Here is an 18,679-nt window from a genome sequence, read left to right as displayed (position 1 = left end):
GGGTCTAACTACGATAACATGAAACAGGGTTTCAGTTGTCGGTCGGCTGTCGCGGTTCGGTCGGCCGGTCGTCGAAAAACGCGGTCAGGACCTTCTGCTGGGCTTTCCTGAGGTGATTGTGCAACGTCGGCGACGAGACGTCCAGCGAGTCCGCCAGCTCTTCGGCGGTCGACCCGCGGGGCCACTCGAAGTAGCCGCTGTGGTAGGCCGCCTGGAGGACGGTCTCCTGCCGGTCGGAGAGCGTGTCTGTCAGTCGGTCGCGGAACCCTGTCTCCGTCTCGGCCGGCCGTTCCGTCTCTCGCTTCGCCGCTAACGACGTCTCCGGGTAGGCGTCGGTGACGGCGTTGACCGTCGGTCTGATGTCGGCCTCACTGGGGAGTTCGACTGCGATAGTCGCGACGCCGTCGGTGGCCGTCACAGAGCGAACGCGGCCACCGCTCTCGACCAACTGGAGCGCTGGCGTGTCGGTGACTACGACCTCCAGTAGCAGGCCGTCGCTGTGTTCTTCGAGGAGTCTGGCGTCTGTCACACCGTCGTCGGCGTCCGCGTACGACAGTACCGACTCGGCCGACGCACCGTCGACCATCAGGTAGTACAGCAGCGACTGGCCCGCAACGGGGACGACGCCGGACAGTTCGACCGTACACTGCAACGCCCCGGACACCCCGGCGGTGAAGGTCCGCTCGTCCGCACAGTGGAACTCCAACTCGGTCACCGTGTCGGCAAGCAGGAGTCGCTTGCGTTCGGCGGCGACCTGTGCGTGGCCGACCTGAACCCCGAGCGCGGACAGTACGGCGCGTTCCGCGTCGGTAAGCCCCTCCCTGGAACCGACCCCGATGACACCGGAGACGGTGTTTTCCCTGACGAGCGGGACCAGCGCAACCGGTCCGGCGCTGTCGTCGACGACACGAACCTCGCCCACGTCTAGCGGCGCGGTGACCGACTCGATATGCTCGTGAATCTGGTGCTCGACGGCCGACTCCGAGATCTCTGTCGTCGTGCGCAGTGTCAGCCCGTCGCCGGTACGCTCGGCGAGCCAGGCGAACTCGAAGCCCGCCGTCTCGGTCAGGTGGTCACAGACTGCCGTCGCAATTGCTTCGCCGGTCGCGGCGGCCGCAAGCGCCTCGCTGACCGTCGTGATCCAGTCGAGGGCTCGCCGAGACTCGCTCGGGGCCGCCCGCTCGTCGGACCCGTCAACGGCCGCGACGATGGTTTCGCGGTCCGGTTCGTCAAGCAGCGGCTCCAGCCGGGTGAGCCGGTCCCAGCCGCCGAGCGCGCAGACCACGTCCGGCGGGACGCCGTCGTCCAGCAGACTCGCAGCGAACCGCCACCGGAGGTCCCGCGTGGAAACCTCCTGCAGGTGCGGTGCCGCGTCGGCGGCACGGTCGGCCACCTCACTGACGAGCATTTGGAGCCGACGCGGGGAGACGGAAACCAGCGGCTCGTCGTCGTCCGTTCCGGCCGCGTTCGCGTACTTCCGTATGTCGTGTTCGACCGAGTCCGGAAGGTACGTCTCACGGACAACCTCGTTGCCGTCCCGAACGGCAAGCAGGCGATGTCCCTCGAACTCGGTGATATCGGCCAGCCGAACAGCCGTCATCTCCGCCGGACGGAGTCCGACCTCCGCGCCGAGCCGCAGCACGAGGTCGGACCGGTGTGTCTCGGCCGCACGCCGGAGCTGTTCGTACCCTCGTTCACCGATGTGGTCCGCTGCTCCGTCCATATGCTTCGGAAAATCAGAGAATACCGAAATAAGTATTGCGGTCATATCGTGGGGATGGCTGGGAAGAGACCAATAAAACAGTCACTAAAGACATTATTGTCGACAAAACATTTCGGTGATATAGAAAAATACGAAATATCTCACTCCCTTCTCGTCGTCGACTGGATCTCCCCGAGGATTTCGGGGTTACGTAGCGCGCTGGTGTCGCCCAGTTCCTCGTCGTTCGCCACTGCGGTCAGCAGGCGGCGCATAACTTTGCCCGAGCGCGTCTTCGGAAGGTCGGGCGTGAACACGATCTCCTTGGGGCGGGCGATACCGCCGATAGCGTTGACGATAGCGTCTTCGATGGCTGCTCGGAGTTCGCTCTCGGTGTAGCCGTCCTCCGGGGAGGCGAACGCGTACACCGCTGTTCCGGTCGTCTCGTCGTCGGCACCGACGACGGCGGCTTCGGCGACGCCGGTGACGCCGGCGACCGTCGACTCCAGTTCCTTGGTGCTGAACCGCCGGCCGGCGACGTTGATCGCGTCGTCGATCCGACCGAGAAAGGTGATGTAACCGTCGTCGTCGACCGAGACGCTGTCTTCGGGGTAGTACCGCCACTCCCCGGCGCTGTCCGGGACGCTGCCCCAGTCCGTTCCGTCGAGTAACGCGCGCGGCATCCCCGGCCAGGGGCGCGTCACGACGAGTTCGCCGGCCGTGTTCGGCTCGACCGCCGCGCCTGAGCGGTCGACGACGGACGCCTCGATTCCCGGCAGCGGCGTTCCCGCGGCCCCGGGTTTCATCTCGTCGACGCCGGGCAACGTCGATACGAGCACCGCTCCGGTTTCGGTCTGCCACCATGTGTCGACAATGGGGCACTCGCCGCCGCCGATGTGCTCGCGATACCACTCCCATGCGCGAGCATCCATCGGTTCGCCGACCGTACCCAGCAGGCGAAGGCTGGAGAGGTCGTGTCGGTCGGGGTACTCCTCGCCCCACTTCATGAACGCCCGAACGGCTGTCGGCGCGGTGTAGAACACGTCGACAGCGTACTTCTCGATGAGTTCCCACAGCTGGTCTTTTTTCGGGTGGTCCGCCGTACCGTTGTACAGTACTGTTGTCGTGCCGAGCGTGAGCGGGCCGTAGACGATGTAGGAGTGACCGGTAATCCAGCCGATATCGGCCGAGCACCAGTACGTGTCCTCGGGCTTGATGTCGAGAACTGACCGAGCGGTCCAGGCGACGTGTGCGAGATATCCGCCGGTCGTGTGGGTGACGGCCTTCGGCTGCCCGGTCGTTCCCGAGGTGTAGATGCGAAAGAGCGGGTCGTCCGCCGCCCGCGAAACCGGCTCGACTTCCTCGCCCTCGTGGGCCGCCAGCAGGTCGTGATAGTCGTCGTAGTCGTCGCCTAAGTGCACATCACGGCCCAGCCGGTCGAGCACCACGACCGACACGTCGTGGTCGACGGCGATGCGCGCGTTATCCGCCTTGTTCTTTTGTGCGACGGCGCTACCGCGGCGGTAGTAGCCATCGCAGGTGATGAGGTACTCCGAGTCGGCTCGCTCCATTCGCGTCGCCAGTGCGTCCGCGGAGAACCCGGCGAAGACGACGTTGTGTGGCACGCCCAGGCGCGCACAGGCCAGCATTGCGACCGGGAGTTCGGGCACCATCGGCAGGTACAGTGTCACCACGTCGTCCGGTCCGACGCCGCGCTCGCGCAACGCCGCGGCGAAGGCGTTGACTTCCCGGTACAGTTCGAGGTAGGTGTAGGTGCGGGACTCGCCGAGGTGCCCCTCCCAGACCAGTGCGAGCTGGTTCTTCCGCTCGGGGAGGTGCCGGTCGAGACAGTTGTATGCGGCGTTTAATCGGCCGCCGGGGAACCATTCGAACGGTGGCCCGTCTGTTCCACGGAGCACCGTCTCGAACGGCTCCTCCCAGTCGAGCAACGCGGCGGCCTCGCGCCAGCAATCGGGCCACTCCCGTTCGAAGCGGTCGTAGACGGCCGGGTCCGTCACGTTCGCCTGTTCGACGAACCAGTCCGGTGGTTCGACTGTCTCTCGCCCCGTCTGGGACTGGCCCCGATCCGGTTCGTCACCCCGTGTCATCAGTTGACAGTACACCGCCGTACTCAAAAAATATCCTATCTAATTGTGCACGATTCCGCTGTGAGTGGCTCACCAGTGCAGTCGGCCGTTCTCACTTTCGACACTGGCGACGGAACTTATATTGAGTCCTGCGGTCAACGAGTGTACGAGAGGCCGGTACGGGGTATGAGCGACACCGAAAAGAAGATCGCCGATACGAAGGGGCAGTTCCTTCAGGCGGTCTCACAGGGCCAGCGCCTCACCGACGCCGAGTGGCGAAACTGTCGCATTATCCTTACCACCGAGCGGGTCGCCCTGCTGGGTGACGACAAGCGACAGATTTCACTGACCGACATCGACCGTATCGCCGACCGGTTCGACGTGAACCAGCAGAGCGCCGGCGTCTCCGACTACGTCGCGCTCTACGTCGGCGAGGACGTTATCCTCGTGTCGGCATCGGACCACAGGACGTTCGAGACCGACTTCTACCGGGCGAGTCTTGACGGCGCAATCGTGCTGGTTCAACACCCTGCACTGAAAGGCGGCGTCGTCCAGTCCGCCGAGTGGACGAAGGGGCGCCTCAAAGTGACCGACGAGGCGCTGAAACTCGCGATGGCTGACGGGCAAGCCGTTGTCATCGACCGCGCCGACATCGGTGACCTCGATGTCGAAGAGAAGCAGGTCAGCGGCGAGGAACGGACGGTCATTCAGGTCGAGCACAGCGAGGACGACATCAGCGTCGAAACACATCTCGCGGGCGAGGAGTTCCACGCAACCGTCCTCCGGACGATGCTCGAAGAGAGCGCCGAACAGAACCAGGCCGATCTGGACCTGAGCTCGACTGAGAAGCGGGTAATCATGGCGCTACACTCCGGCGTGTCGCCGTTCGACATTCCCAACTTCGTCGGCATTGACGTTGAGAAAACCGAGGAAATCTTCGACCGACTGATCGAACTCGACGTGATAAGCGTGCTCCGGGAGCGGACGGAAGTGAATCTGACGACGAAGGGCCGTCGGGTCGCCGGCGAGCGGATGGGCGAGCAGTAGTCCGTACCCGGAACCAGTGAAGCGTCGCGAGGACCGACTGTCTCGGACGCTCCCTCCCGTTCGGTTTCGACGCCACAAACTGGACATGCGTGGCGAGTAGACGCCGACCAATCTCGGTAAGGCCGCCATATTGAAGCCCCTCCTCCGTCTGCAACAGGTATGCACATCGATACGGCTGTGGTCCTCGCTGCGGGTGAAGGGACTCGCCTCCGGCCGTTGACGCGAAACCGGCCAAAACCAATGCTTCCGGCCGCGAACCGTCCGATCCTCGAACACGTCTTCGACGCACTAGTCGAGGCAGGCATCGAGAAGCTGGTCGCCGTCGTCGGCTACAAGCGCGACCGCGTTCAGGACCACTTCGGGCCGACGTACCGTGGTATTCCTATTTCCTACGTGAGCCAGACGAAACAGCTCGGTAGCGGGCACGCGCTCCTCCAGGCGCGGAGCGTCGTCGACGGCCCGGTTCTGGTGATGAACGGTGATCGTCTCGTCGACGCGGCCACTATCGAGTCGGTAGATACCTCCTACGCGGAGACTGGGCACACAAGCATCGCTGTCATCGAACGACAAGACACCAGTCGGTACGGTGCCGTCGAGGTACAGGACGGCGATATTGTCGACATCGTCGAAAAGCCCCAACACGACGAGTTCAGGCTCATCAACGGCGGCGTGTACGCCTTCGACGGCGACATCTTCGAGGCTATCGACGAAACGACGCGGCACGCCGGCGAGCTGGCACTGACCGACACTATCGAACTCCTGCTCGAATCTGACCGCATTCAGGCAGTCGAGGTCGACGGCATGTGGGTCGACGCGACATACCCGTGGGACCTGTTGACCGTCGCGCGCGAGGTACTGGCCCGGGGTCGGGTCGTCGAATCGGCCCGCGACGAGCAGGTATGGGTCGACAACTCCGCACGCGTCCACGACGAGGCGACCCTCCAGTCGCCGGTCGTCATTGGCCCGGACTGCGAGGTCGGACCGGACGCTGTCATCGGTCCGAACGTCGCGCTTGGCCGTAACACCACTATCGGGGCCAACAGCGTCGTCCAGCACACCGTCCTCGACGCCGATACGCGTGTCGACCCGAGTTCGACCCTCGTCGATACTGTCACCGGTCAGGACGTGAACCTGGGTGTCAATACGGTCGTCCCCGGCGGCCCGGCCGATGTCCAGGTCGGCACGGAAGTGTTCGAGGACCAGCGGCTCGGTGCCGTTATCGCCGACCGTGCTGTTGCACTCGGTGACGTGAGCTTCGTCTCCGGATCGCTCGTGGGCCCCAACGCTCGGCTCGCCACTGGCGTGACAGTCGATGGAACCGTCCGCGAGGGCGCGGAGGTGGTCCGCTGATGTGTGGTATCATCGGCTGTGTCGGCCGCGGCGACGAGACGCTCGACACGCTCGTCCACGGCCTCTCGAAACTGGAGTACCGCGGGTACGATTCCGCCGGCGTCGCACTGGCGAACAGCCACATCGACCTGTGCAAACACTCCGGCAAAATCGCCGACTTGCGCGACGCGCTGTCGGAACGGACGCTCTCGGGCTCGGTCGGCATCGGCCACACCCGCTGGAGCACGCACGGCCCGCCGACCGACGAGAACGCCCACCCCCATCAGGACTGCACCGGTGAGGTCGCGGTCGTCCACAACGGTATCATCGAGAACTACCAGTCCCTGAGAGACGAACTCGTGAGCGCCGGCCACACCTTCACATCTGACACCGATACGGAGGTCGTCCCCCATCTCATCGAGGACGCGCTGGACGCCGGAGCCGACCCCGAAGACGCTGTCAGAGAGACGGTCAGCCGACTTGAAGGCAGCTACGCCGTCGCCGTCGTCATCGCCGGCTGTGACTCGGTGTTCGCTGCGCGGAACGATTCGCCGCTCGTGTTAGGCATCGACGACGATGCGACTTATCTGGCCAGTGACGTACCCGCCTTCCGGGACTTCACCGACAAGGTCGTCTATCTCGCTGACGGCGAGTTCGCCCGACTCAACGGTGATGGGTGGGCTGTGACTGACACCGACGGCAATGTCGTCGAGAAAGACATCGACACTATCCAGTGGGACCCCGAAGAGACCGGCAAGAGCGGCTACGACCATTTCATGCTCAAAGAGATTCACGAGCAACCTCGTGCGCTCCGGCAGTGTCTCCGCGGCCGCGTCGACGAACTCGCCGGGACGGTCGACATCGGCGACCTCGGAGATCTCTCCCCGACCGGCGTCCAGTTCGTCGCCTGCGGGACCTCCTACCACGCCGCCCTGCATGGCGCGCAACTGTTCCGCGAAGCCGGTATCCCCGCCCAGGCGTTCCTCGCAAGCGAGTACGCCACTGCCACGCCACCCATCGGTGACGCGCTCGTCGTCGGCGTCACACAGAGCGGCGAGACTGCGGACACGCTATCGGCACTTCGGGCGGCTCGCCGCCGCGGCGCGCGAACGCTGGCTGTGACCAACGTCGTCGGCTCTACCGCGGCCCGCGAGTGCGATCACGCGCTGTACATCCGTGCTGGGCCGGAAATCGGCGTCGCCGCGACCAAGACTTTCGCCTCACAACTGGCCGCGCTGAACCTGCTCGCACTCGGAACGTCCACAACCGGCGACGCCCGGCAGGTCATCAGCGCACTCCGTGACCTCCCCGGTCACGTTCAGGAGGTTCTCGACGAATCTGCCGCTCAGGAGGTCGCTGAGTTGTATCAAGACGCCAACGCCTACTTCTTCATCGGCCGCGGGTATCAGAATCCCGTGGCGCTCGAAGGCGCGCTGAAAATGAAGGAGATTACGTACAAGCACGCCGAGGGCTTCGCTGCGGGTGAGCTGAAACACGGCCCGTTGGCGCTGGTGACCGAGAACACGCCCGTGTTCGCTATCGTGACTGGTGACGACGAGCGCACCCGCAAGACGATCGGGAACGTCAAAGAGGTCGAAGCACGGGACGCGCCGGTGGTCGCGATTACGGACGGACAGAGCGACGTTGAACGGTACGCCGACCATGTGCTCCAGATTCCGGAAACCCATCCGCGAGCCGCTGCGGTGCTGGCGAACACGCATCTGCAACTGGTGTCGTATCACACGGCCGCGTTGCTGGGGCGGAACATCGACAAGCCGCGAAACCTGGCGAAAAGCGTGACAGTCGAGTGAGCAGCGCGTAGCTGGCTATTTGCGGCTCTCTGGGAGCTCTATCGGAACGGGGTTGCCACTAATTTAGCTGTTGTTGAACCGGAGCGGCTCGCTTTTCCAGAGCAGGCTACAGAGGTGGGGGCAGAATTTCTCTAGGGTCTCGCAACTCAAGATGTGACAGCACCGAGCATAGAGTGTATAACTCGTATGCTTCCCAGGGTTTGTGCCGCGATACCATCTGCTGGAGCGTTTTTCCGAGATACGTGAGTTCACTACGAACGGTGTACTCCGGCCGATACTGGAGCAAGTGGGTCGTACAATGGCCTGCCAGTTCTCACCGATTCCTGTATGCCATCACGAGGTCAATAAGAACGCTCCAGACCTGCCTTGAAACAAGCTTCATATCATAGCTAAACGACTGGTCACGCACGTATTCGAGGTCGTATCGCAGCTTTTCGCTCGGCTCTTTTCCAGTCACATGATTAACCTGGGCAGGTCCGGTCAGGCCTGGCTTGACGAACCATCGTTTCTGCCAGTCAACGACACCGCTCTGGATATCCGAGTCCAGCTCCGGCCGTTCGGGCCGTGGGCCGACGACGCTCATATCACCCCGTAGTATCGACCAGAGCTGTGGTATCTCATCCAAGTGCGTCTGTCGCAGCACTCGGCCAACCGATGTCACGCGTGGATCGATCCCACCCGCATCCTCGTCACTAATTTTCACGCCGGTCTCGTCTTCGGCGTTCTCGATCATCGACCGGAACTTGTAGATGGAGAAGGTTTCACCGAAAACTGCTGTCCGGTCTTGCTGGTACAGTATTGAGCCGCCATCGTCCAGCTTTATCGCGACTATGATCCCAACAATCACGGGCGATAGCGCGACCAGCCCAGCCGATGCAAACGCGATATCGAACGCGCGCTTGAGAATATAGTCCTGTATGTCCCATGGCTCGATCTCCACGTCGATCAGGGTTCCGACGCCACCGCTGGCGGTCAACACAGAGTCTGTATGGTCGCGATGGACTTTCGCGTTGACACCGTACTCGTAACAGGCGTCGAGAGCGCCGAAGAACTCCGCCCGGTCGGCATGTTCAAACGCCAGCACGACCGTATCGATATCATACTCGACGAGCACGTCCTCGATTCGCGAGAGGCCACCTAACCGTTCCAACCCACTCGGGTTAGTGCCGCCGTCAGCGATGGCTTCGGTCCGTTCGATTGTCGTAATGACACTCGTTGGACAGAGATAGCCCAGGAGCGTCCCGTCGACTTCACTTGCCACTTCTTCTATCACCTTGAGGTCGTCCCCAACGACGATGGTTCGTTCGCCGTTCGACGACGGCCGCTTGCGAATCCACACGAACCATGCGGGCAGTGCGACCAGTAATAAGGGAGTTACTAACACGACCGTCAAGCGCGGCAATCGGTACGTGTAGTCGAAGTAGCCGATTGTCGCCAGAACAAGAACTGCTACGAGCACCCGCTTCTGGGCCAGTGCTATAGCGTCGAGAATTCTTCGCGGGCGGGGTTTGTACAGTGGGAGGAACACACTAACGACGACTGCGATTGTGACCAACAGTTCAAACGTGAACTCCGACCCAGTTGGGGGGTCAGTCGGTAGCCGATTGAACACCGGGATGGTTGTCGCTATCGACTGGATGGTAGCGTTGTTAACAAGTGCGACGGCGGCTGCTGTCAGCACGACGACGCCGGCTACACTTGCGACCCGGTACCGCCAGCCACTATCCATTATCAGTGTGATTGCCGAGTTCCGGGATAAGTCCTGCGTCCCGGGACTCAAATACTGAAGCTACTGTAGTCAAACCGCCCTGAATAGACGGTGTGCTACTGAGAGCCAGTCTTGCACGAGAGCTGTTTGCGTACTGACGCACCCACGACGAACGTACCAGCGCAGTCGTATCGGCTATCACAACGTCGATCCAACTACGTGACTGTGTGGTCCTCACTGGTTACTGACCAGGCTATCCTGTGTGGCCCCTCACTCGCTTGCAGCGATATTCTCGGCAGCCATTTCCGGGTCAATCTCGCCCTGTAGCCGTTCCTCGGCCTGATCGCGGTCAGCTGGATAGCCGATATCGTTCCGCCAGCCGTCCATGCGGATCGCGTCGATCGTCCGCCCGGAGTGCAACAGGAGGTCAATCGCGTCACTGATCTCGTACTCGCCGCGGTTGGAGGGCTGTACCAGATGGCAGGCGTGGAAGATGGCCGGCGTGAACGTATAGAACCCGGTCATCACTAGGTTCGACGGCGGCTCCTCCGGTTTTTCGACGACTTCGGTGATCTCGCCGTACTTGTTGGTGTCACAGACACCGTACCGCCCGGCCTCATCCCATGGGACTTCCTCAACGAGGAAAGCGGCGTCGGCACGTTCCTCCGCCTGACGGTTGACGACATCTCGGAGGTTCGCTTCGAAGATGTTGTCGCCGAGCATCAGCATGAAGTCGTCGTCGACGTGCTCCTCGACGGTCAGAAGCGCGTGTGCGAGGCCGTTCTGCTCGCGCTGGTGGGTGTAGGTGATCGGGACGCCTTCGAACTCGTCCTCGTAGTGATTAATGATGGCCTGCTTCTTGTAGCCGACAACTACCAGCAGTTCGTCAGCGCCTAGTTCGATCAACTGCTCGAAGCAGTGGGTCAGAATCGGTTTCCCCGCGACCTCTACCATTCCCTTCGGCTTGTCTTCGGTCAGCGGGCGGAGACGGGTCCCCTCACCAGCGGCGAGTACGACAGCTTTCATATATCTCAATTCGTTGGCCGTCCGATAAAACTCTTGTCGAATTATAAGATCCGAATTATAATATCCGCCCCTCGACTACTGCCGCCCGATGAACGTCAGTATTGTCGGGAGCGGATACGTCGGGACGACGGTCGCGGCGTGTCTTGCGGATCTCGGACACGAAGTGGTAACGATAGACATCGACGAGGACATCGTCGACACGGTCAACGACGGCCGGCCGCCGATACACGAACCTGGCCTCGACGAACTCGTCGCCGAACACGGCGGCGGTCGACTTCGGGCAAGTACCGACTACGACGAGATCCTCGATACTGAACTGACGATGCTGGCGCTCCCGACGCCCTCGAACGACGACGGGAGCATCGACCTCCAGTTCATGGAAGCCGGTGCGGCATCCGTCGGCGAGGCGCTGGCCGGCGCCGAGAACGCGGCAACGGATCCACACCTCGTCGTCACGAAGTCGACTGTCGTCCCAAACACGACCGAGGACCGGCTCGCCCCCCGTATCGCCGACGCCGGTCTCGAACGCGGGACGGACTTCCTCGTCGCGTCCAATCCCGAGTTCCAGCGCGAGGGGACGGCCGTCGCGGACTTCCTGAACCCCGACAAACTCGTCTTCGGGACGGACGACGACCGCGCGACGGACCTTCTCCATGACCTCTACGCACCACTGCGTGAGGCCGCTGACGGCGACGTGCCGGTCGTCGAGACCGGTATCGCCGAGGCCGAGATGATAAAGTACGCCAACAACACGTTTCTGGCGACGAAAGTCAGCCTCATCAACGACATCGGGAACATCTGCAAGGAGTTCGGCGTCGACGCCTACGAGGTCGCCGATGCCATCGGACTCGACGACCGCATCGGCGAGCAGTTCCTCCGGAGCGGCGTCGGCTGGGGCGGCAGTTGCTTCCCGAAGGACACGGATGCCATCATCGCCGCTGCGCGGGAACAGGGCTACGACCCCGCCGTCCTTTCGGCGGCCGTGGAACTGAACGACGCCCAGCCCGAGCGCCTCCTCTCCCTACTTGACGACCACGTCGACGTGTCCGGCAAACGCATCGCCGTTCTCGGCCTGGCGTTCAAACCCGGAACGGACGACATCCGGAACACGCGCGCGGTTCCGGTCATCGAGGGACTCAAAGAACGTGGCGCGGAAATCGTCGCCTACGACCCCGTTGCCACCGAGAACATGCGCGAGCGCTATCCCGACATCGAGTACGCCGACTCGGCGGCGGCCGCCCTTGCGGGTGCGTCAGGCGCTGTCGTCGTCACAGACTGGGATGAGTTCGCCGCGCTTGATACTGAATTCGACGAGATGGCTGACCCTGTCGTCGTCGACGGCCGACGCATCATCGAGCGGCGCGAGGGCATCACCTACGAAGGGTTGACCTGGTAGCGCGGTCAGTTACTTGCCTGTATTCGCCTGTCGACGACGGCTACCGTGCCGGCAGCGAGTAGCGCCACAACGAGCACGGTCGGGTCCGAAGACACGTACAGGCTCGGCGTCGGCGGCCGCCAGTTCGTGAACGGATACAGCCAGACACTCGCTCGCCCGTCGGCGTACACTCGTATCCCATCGAGCAGCAGCGACGTGAGGCCGCCGAAGGTTACGAGGCCGAACACGCGCCGCCAGTGGCGTCTCTCGAATGCGACGGTGATGACACCGGCCAGTAGCAGAACTCCACCGAGTGTGGAGAGTGGATCGTACGAAAACGGGTGTCCAAGTATAGATTCGACCGTTTTCTCCTCAAGGACGATTTCTAGTTTTATCAGATCGGGAATCGCCGCACCGCCCATCCCAACGATGACCCAGCGCTGATCGAGCCAGTCGACGCGCCAGCTCGCGACCGTGAGGAGGATGTATGGTACGAGCAGGTGAGTCAGCAGGTCAGCCATCGCGGGCCTCCAGTGTCCACGTATCTCGGTCGACACGCCAATAGCGGAAGAACAGGAGTAGGAATCCAAGCGCGCCGACAGCCGAGGCACCGTACTTGTAGAACTCCGCCCACCGACTGCTGTTGACGACTTCGACGCGCTCGGCCGCTATCGCCCGATCTGGCTCAAGCGTTCCGTACACCTGAACGACGCCACCGGGTTCGACGGCCGCTTCCGTCCCAGTGACCCTGAGCGTTATTGCCGTCCCGTCGCTTTCGACCCTGATTGCCATTCCGCCATCGCCGGTCTCCGTCACTGTTCCAAACACCATGAGGTGCTGTCCGACGTACGACTCGTACCCGGTCGAAAGGTCCGCAGCATCTGGATACGGGGACCGCTGCTCTTCTGTAACTGCCGCGTGGACGAACAGTCCACCGAGTATCAGACACAGCACAAGTACGATGACGGCACGAACCCAGACGCGCACACTCTCTGTTCTTTCGGTGGGTACAATGGTCGTTTCGCTTCAGAACCACAGCGTGTCTGTCTCCGAAAATCACTCGACAGTGACGTTGCCGCCGTCGTACACTGTCTGTTCTGTGACTTCGACGGTCGTTTCACTTCCGCTATCGGTCGTCACGGTGTATATCCCGGGGTTTGCGACGGTAACAGTGAACGCACCGTTCCGGTCGGCTGTCGTCTGGCGCTCGTAGTCGACCTCCCTGTCTGAGACGGCGACTGTCGTTGCGACCGAGACGGTCGAATTCGGGGCTGCAGTCCCCCGGATCTCTCCACCGGGAACGACCGCGAACGCCTTGTGGCTCCCGTCTTCGCTCGTGAAGAGCGGCCGGTAGCGGGCCAGTCCGTCCACATCTCCGTTCTGGCTTCCGAAGTGCTGGTGTAACCGAGTGTACATCGTGCTGGGTTCCTCCAGTTCCATCTCTGTCGTTACGACGTATCCGACTCGACCGGAAATCCGATTGTGGGCCTCATCAGGGTCCGTTGCTGCGACAAACGGCCCGTACGTCTGGCGGGCGTAGCTGTAGCTCCGTGACTCACCGTTGACGAAGTAGTTGTACACGCGGTTCTGTCCCCAGCGGCTGAGGACGTAGTTTTCGGGGTAATCGAGCCCGCGATCGGCGGCGTCTGCCTCGATTGCAGTCGCTGCACTGTAGGTCCCGTCCTCGACGAGCACCTGGCTCGTTTTGACTGGAACCTGCACCATTCCGAGGGCCCCGAACAACAGAAACAACACGACCAGCGATGCAACTGCCCGGCTGTCGGGAACGAGTACGTCTCGAAGGTCGCTGTCGCCAGTCGTCAGCACCGGTCGGGCGAGATCGACCCACGAGGCGGCCCAGACGAACGCGAGGCCGGCGAACAGTGCGAGAAACGGGGCCAGTTCGCCGACGAAACGGACCTGAATCACGGCGAGAGCGAACAGCACCCAGGCGTAGCTACTGGCGACGAGCCAGCCGCTTCGGTCGTTCCGAGCGAGGTCGATTCCCCACGCCATTGCTGGAAGCGCCAGGAACAGCGTCAGGCCGAGCAGGAACAGGAAGCCGAAGGCGTCTGCGCTGAACAGTCCGTACGTCTCGGCGATCGCGTCGGACCGAAACAGCGTATCGAGCCGCCTGTCGAACGTGCCCCACTGTTCTGTGAAGCCGAAACGAAAGACGAGGAGGCTGACGACGCCAAGTCCGACATCGACCACAGCCAGTTGTCTGGCAGTGCCACCGAATCGTCTGGCCGCTTCTGCTGTCGCGATGACGACGACAGTGCCCAGCGTCAGCAGTGCTGGCGTGCTAGCGACGAGCGCAGTCTGCCAGCCGGTGACAGTATGAACACTCCAGGCGAGTATCGCGCCGAGGCTAACGCCGGCAAGGACCGGCGCGTTCCTGACCAGTGCCGACCGGTCGTTTGAGCCATCCAGCAGTGTCTGTCCCAGCACCACCAGACAGACCGGCAGGACAAGCAATGGCCCGGCTTCCCACGCAAGTACCTGTCCGGCAATCCCGACACCGATACCGACCGCGGCGATCCACGGCTGGGGTCGCCGAAGCGACGTTCGGTTCGTGGCCGTCGTTAGTGCGACCACGAGTGCAAGCGCGGTGAGTCCCAGCCAGGGATAGTCGAAGGCGTGGTGATCTGCGAAACCCAGGCTCGTCCGAAAGGCGTGGCCGGGAATGAACGCCAGGAAGAGGACCGATGCGAGACCGACACGCCGATCGCCGGACACCCGAACCGCGAGTAGATAGAGCAGGACGCCCGTGACGAGTGCCGACACGACCGGATACCAAGCGAGAACGTGGCCAATAACTGCTTTGCTCCCGCCGAAGAGGCTGGCGACCCACCAGAGCGTCGCGACCGTGAGTGGCTCCCCGTTAGTTACTACATCCGGAATCACGGAGAGCGCTCCGAAATCGGCCGGGCCGCCAGCGCTTGCCGCGACCTGCTCGACGTGATATCTGTAGTAATACGGATCGTTACTCGACAGGACGATGTCGTCGCCGCGGTAGATCGACCCGATGACGTACGTTCGGGCAACGAACACGACCGCTAGAGCGGCGACGAGCAGGCCAGTTGCTCGCGCGTCGAAATCGAACCGTAGCGCGTCACCGAGAGCCGTCCCGCTCTCGCTGTCGCTACCAACCGCGGAGTCATCGTTGAGCGCGGCCCGCACAGTGTCGGGATCAGCGACGCGGTACTCGTCACCGTCTTTCTCGACGATGCCCGCTGAGACGAGTTCACCGAACTGGCCCGAATCGATGGGAATGTCGTCGAACGTCCAGCCGTCCTGTTCGTCGTCGACGGCCAGAACCGCCGCTGTCGCGTCTCGTAGCTCGGGTCGGTCATCGAGTACCGCTCCCGCCCCGGGCGTATCGCTCATGTATCCTCTCTTTCCGGTCTGGCGAATAAATCCATCGGGACTCGCCGTCTACGTGTTTGCCGACTCTAGCGCCGCTCGAACCGCCGATTCCACGTCGTGTTTCGGCGTCCAGCCCAGTACGTCGGTCGTTCGGCCGGTGTCGACCGGGAACGAATCGACGAGCGTCTCGTCGTCGCCCCGCGGGTTCTCGACCAGTTCCACGTCGGCATCGATGTCGGCGGCCGAGGCGGCGATATCCTTGACGAGTTTGGCGACGGTGTGAACACCCGGGTCTTCGTCGCTGGCGATTTCGTACTTCTCGACGCCGGTCTCGCCGCGGTCCAGTTGCTCCAACAGCCGTTCGCAACTGTCGACGTACGCCCGGGCCACGTCCTTGACGTGGATGAAGTTCCGGGACTGCGTCCCGGGCTCGTAGACGGTCAGCGTCTCGCCGGCGAGCGCGCGGTTCACGAAGAAGTTGATGACAGTCCCCTTTGAGACGGTTTGACCGTCTATCTCGTGACTACCGTAGAGGTTCGAGATCATGAACTGGTGGGCGGGGAACGCGCCCTCGGCGTACGTCTCGATGTCGCGCTCGTTGAGCAGTTTCGTCCGCCCGTACCAGTTCAGCGGGTCTCGGGGGTGGTCGACCGTAATGGGGAACTCCTGTGGGTCGCCGATAACGGCCATCGAGAACGGGAAGATCAGCGCCGCGCCGGTCTTGCGGCAGAACCAGGCGACGTTGTCGGTCCCCTGAACGTTGACCTCGTAGGCCAAGTCCTGCTTCTCTTCGCAGTCGTCGACGCCGGAAACCGCGGCGAGGTGCATCACGACGTCGGCCCCGTCTAGCACCGCTTCCAGTCGGTCCCGGTTCCGGATATCGACGTGTTCGATGTCGACATCGCCGACGGACCGCACGGTGCCGAGATAGAAGTTGTCGATGGCGGTGATCTCCCAGTCGGGGTGGGCCTGCTGTAGCTCGTAGATGACGCGACTGCCGATGTAGCCCGCACCGCCGGTGACGGCGATGTGGGGCGTGTTGTCTGTGGGTTCTGTCTCAGGCATTGGTGGTAAATTTCTCTGCGAGGTCGCGGACGCCCTCACGGAGCGTCCACGATGGTTCGAAGCCGGTCTGACTCAGTCGGTCGAAGTTGACGTGATACGACGGGCCGGGATGCTCGTCTTCGAGATAGGTCACGTCGACCGGGGCGACCTCGTCGGCGACGATATCGGCGATTTCCGAGATCTGGTAGTTCGATTCCATCGACCCGACGTTATAGACGAACTCGTCCCAGGACTCGGGATCGCACGCCGCCTCCGCGTAGGCGCGGGCAGCGTCCTGAACGTGGATGAACGGCCGCCAGTTCGACCCGTCGCCGTAGACGGTGAGCGGGCGGTCGGTGAGCGCGCGGAACACGAAGTAGTTCACGACGAGGTTGAACCGGATGCCCGGCGAGTGGCCGAAGTTGGTGGCCATCCGCAAGGCGGTGCCGGTCATGTCGAACTCCTCGCAGTACTCCCGTAGCAGCGTCTCGGACTGGAGTTTCGTCTCCGCGTAGGGGTTTATCGGGTCCGGATCGATTGTCTCGTCGATGTCGGTGCTGGTCGCGCGGCCGTAGACGTTACACGAGGAGGCGAAGACGACGTGGTCGACGCCGAGTTTGCCGGCCGCGGTCAGGACGTTCTCGGTGCCGTCGTAGTTGATGGCGAACGTCTCTTCGCGGCGCTCGTGGGTGCTCGACGCGCCAGTGATAGCCGCGAGGTGGATGACGCGGTCGACGCCGCGCATAGCGCTCTCCACGTCGCCGTACTCGCGGACGTCGCCGCGGCGGAATTCGAGGCCGTCCCCGAGCGTCCCGAGCAGCGCACGCGGCGATCCCGAGGAGAGGTCGTCGAAGACGACGACGCTATCCACCCGGTCGTCCGCGCGCAGCAGCGGGACCAGCGCGCTGCCGATGTAGCCACAGGCTCCGGTGACCAGCACGTCCATCGTCAGTCCTCGCTCAGGACGCCCGGCAGGAACCGGTCCTCGTGGGCTTCGATGGTGTCGGCGTACCGCGTCAGCGTCCCGAAGATGTCGCCGACGCCGTCCTCGAAGGACTGGGACTGGCCGCCGATGAGGTCGGCGTAGCGGTCGTTTTCGATCTCCATCTTGTGCGTCTCGTCCTCGTCGCGGGGGTTCTCGAAGTGCTCGACGTCCACATCGAGGTCGTACTCGCTACCCACGTCGGCGATGGTCTCGGCGATTTCGACGATGCTGATGGCGCGCGTGACCTGGTTGTACACCGTCAGACCCTCGGGGCGCTCGTCGGGATCAGTCAGGGCCACTTCGGCCAGCCCTTCGACGGCGTCCTCCAGCGAAATGAACGGCTTGCGCTGTTCGCCCTTGCCGTAGACGGTGACGGGGTAGCCCGCGACGGCCTGCGCACAGAAGCGGTGCGTGACCGTCCCGAAGTAGTAGTCGAAGTCGAAGCGGGTCTTCAGCCGGTCGTCCTCGCGGGTCTCCTCGGTCTCGGTACCGTAGACAATGGCCGTTCGCACGTCCGAAATCGGGATGTCGAACTGCGTGTGGGCCAGGCGCATGTTCTGTGCGTCGAAGCCCTTGGTCGCGTGGTACCAGCTCCCGCCCATGTTGGGGAACGGCACGTCGTCGCGCTCGCCCTGGTTCTCCATCGCCGCGCCGCCTTCCGGAATCGGGAACTCCGGCGCGCCGTAGACGCCCGTCGTCGTCGTCTCGACGAAATGGGTGTCCGTGAGGTCGTGTTCTTCGAGGCCCCACAGGAGGTTCCGCGTCGCCTGTAGGTTGTTGTGCTGAGTGTAGTTCGCTCGCTCGCCGTTGATCTGGGAGTACGGCGCGGAGGGCTGGGCGGCGGTGTGGACGACGACCTCCGGCTCGTGGACCGTCAGCAGTTCGTCGACGAAGGCCTTCTCGGCGAGGTCGCCCTCGACGAAGGAGAGGTTCGTCAGGCCGTGGACCTCGCGAGCCGCATCGAGGCGCTCGTCGATGCTGGCAACCGGTGTCGCGCTCGTCGCGCCGACGTCCTCGACCCACTCCCGTCGGGCGAAGTTGTCTACGAGCAGCACTCGGTCGTCCGTTCGGTCCGCGATTCGCAGTGCGGCCGGCCACCCGACGTAGCCGTCGCCGCCAGTGATGAGGATGGTCATAGTTACTCAGTTAGTGAGTAACTGCGATGCGTAATCAATCTTCTGTTCAGTTGCCTGCTAGTC

Annotated in this window: 14 protein-coding genes; 4 read left to right on the top strand and 10 right to left on the bottom strand. The window is 63.0% G+C overall.

Annotated features, from left to right (window positions below; all coding sequences use genetic code 11):
* Positions 1-31: 31 nt before the first annotated feature.
* A complete protein-coding gene (locus C442_RS12575; protein WP_008311002.1) occupies positions 32-1,723 on the bottom strand; it encodes a bacterio-opsin activator domain-containing protein in 1,692 nt (563 codons plus the stop codon).
* Between the two features lie 140 nt (positions 1,724-1,863).
* Entirely contained in the window at positions 1,864-3,807 is a 1,944-nt protein-coding gene (acs, locus tag C442_RS12570) for an acetate--CoA ligase (RefSeq protein ID WP_008311000.1), read from the bottom strand.
* Positions 3,808-3,972: 165 nt separating this feature from the next.
* Between acs and C442_RS12565 the strand changes: the two genes are divergently transcribed.
* The 3 genes from C442_RS12565 (at position 3,973) to glmS (ending at position 7,973) form a co-directional block, all read left to right on the top strand.
* A complete protein-coding gene (locus C442_RS12565; protein ID WP_008310998.1) occupies positions 3,973-4,833 on the top strand; it encodes a CheF family chemotaxis protein in 861 nt (286 codons plus the stop codon).
* Between the two features lie 159 nt (positions 4,834-4,992).
* Positions 4,993-6,183 carry a bifunctional sugar-1-phosphate nucleotidylyltransferase/acetyltransferase gene (glmU, locus tag C442_RS12560; protein WP_008310997.1) on the top strand — a complete coding sequence of 397 codons (1,191 nt, stop codon included), beginning with the start codon at positions 4,993-4,995 and terminating at the stop codon, positions 6,181-6,183.
* A complete protein-coding gene (gene glmS / locus C442_RS12555) occupies positions 6,183-7,973 on the top strand; it encodes a glutamine--fructose-6-phosphate transaminase (isomerizing) (protein WP_008310996.1) in 1,791 nt (596 codons plus the stop codon). The genes glmU and glmS overlap by 1 nt, the downstream gene beginning before the upstream one ends.
* A 313-nt stretch (positions 7,974-8,286) precedes the next feature.
* Here glmS and C442_RS12550 read toward each other — a convergent pair whose 3' ends face one another.
* Together C442_RS12550 and aglF are read right to left on the bottom strand one after the other, a co-directional pair.
* Positions 8,287-9,702, bottom strand: coding sequence for a sugar transferase (locus C442_RS12550; RefSeq protein ID WP_008310995.1), 1,416 nt, complete (start codon positions 9,700-9,702; stop codon positions 8,287-8,289).
* 249 nt (positions 9,703-9,951) lie between these two features.
* On the bottom strand, positions 9,952-10,707 hold the full coding sequence (gene aglF / locus C442_RS12545) for a UTP--glucose-1-phosphate uridylyltransferase AglF (protein WP_008310994.1): 756 nt from the start codon (positions 10,705-10,707) through the stop codon (positions 9,952-9,954).
* An 88-nt stretch (positions 10,708-10,795) separates the two neighbouring features.
* On the opposite strand from aglF, the gene aglM reads away from it, so the two are divergent.
* Entirely contained in the window at positions 10,796-12,103 is a 1,308-nt protein-coding gene (aglM, locus tag C442_RS12540; RefSeq protein ID WP_008310993.1) for a UDP-glucose 6-dehydrogenase AglM, read from the top strand.
* A gap of 5 nt (positions 12,104-12,108) precedes the next feature.
* On the opposite strand, the gene C442_RS12535 is transcribed toward aglM, so the two are convergent.
* From C442_RS12535 to C442_RS12510, 6 genes are all read right to left on the bottom strand, one after another.
* Positions 12,109-12,603: a metal-dependent hydrolase gene (locus C442_RS12535; protein ID WP_008310992.1), complete on the bottom strand. Its 495-nt coding sequence runs from the start codon at positions 12,601-12,603 to the stop codon at positions 12,109-12,111.
* On the bottom strand, positions 12,596-13,069 hold the full coding sequence (locus tag C442_RS12530; RefSeq protein WP_008310991.1) for a hypothetical protein: 474 nt from the start codon (positions 13,067-13,069) through the stop codon (positions 12,596-12,598). The genes C442_RS12535 and C442_RS12530 overlap by 8 nt, the downstream gene beginning before the upstream one ends.
* A gap of 69 nt (positions 13,070-13,138) precedes the next feature.
* Entirely contained in the window at positions 13,139-15,472 is a 2,334-nt protein-coding gene (locus tag C442_RS12525; RefSeq protein WP_008310989.1) for an STT3 domain-containing protein, read from the bottom strand.
* A 48-nt stretch (positions 15,473-15,520) separates the two neighbouring features.
* On the bottom strand, positions 15,521-16,516 hold the full coding sequence (locus C442_RS12520; RefSeq protein WP_008310987.1) for an NAD-dependent epimerase/dehydratase family protein: 996 nt from the start codon (positions 16,514-16,516) through the stop codon (positions 15,521-15,523).
* The gene (locus tag C442_RS12515; RefSeq protein WP_008310985.1) at positions 16,509-17,441 is read right to left on the bottom strand and encodes an NAD-dependent epimerase/dehydratase family protein; all 933 of its coding nucleotides are present in this window, start codon (positions 17,439-17,441) and stop codon (positions 16,509-16,511) included. The genes C442_RS12520 and C442_RS12515 overlap by 8 nt, the downstream gene beginning before the upstream one ends.
* A gap of 2 nt (positions 17,442-17,443) precedes the next feature.
* Positions 17,444-18,616 (bottom strand): NAD-dependent epimerase/dehydratase family protein, encoded by a 1,173-nt coding sequence (locus C442_RS12510; protein ID WP_008310983.1) that lies wholly within the window; start codon positions 18,614-18,616, stop codon positions 17,444-17,446.
* Positions 18,617-18,679: the final 63 nt, after the last annotated feature.

Source organism: Haloarcula amylolytica JCM 13557, assembly GCF_000336615.1.
Lineage (GTDB): Archaea > Halobacteriota > Halobacteria > Halobacteriales > Haloarculaceae > Haloarcula > Haloarcula amylolytica.
This window is presented reverse-complemented; position numbering and strand designations above follow the sequence as displayed.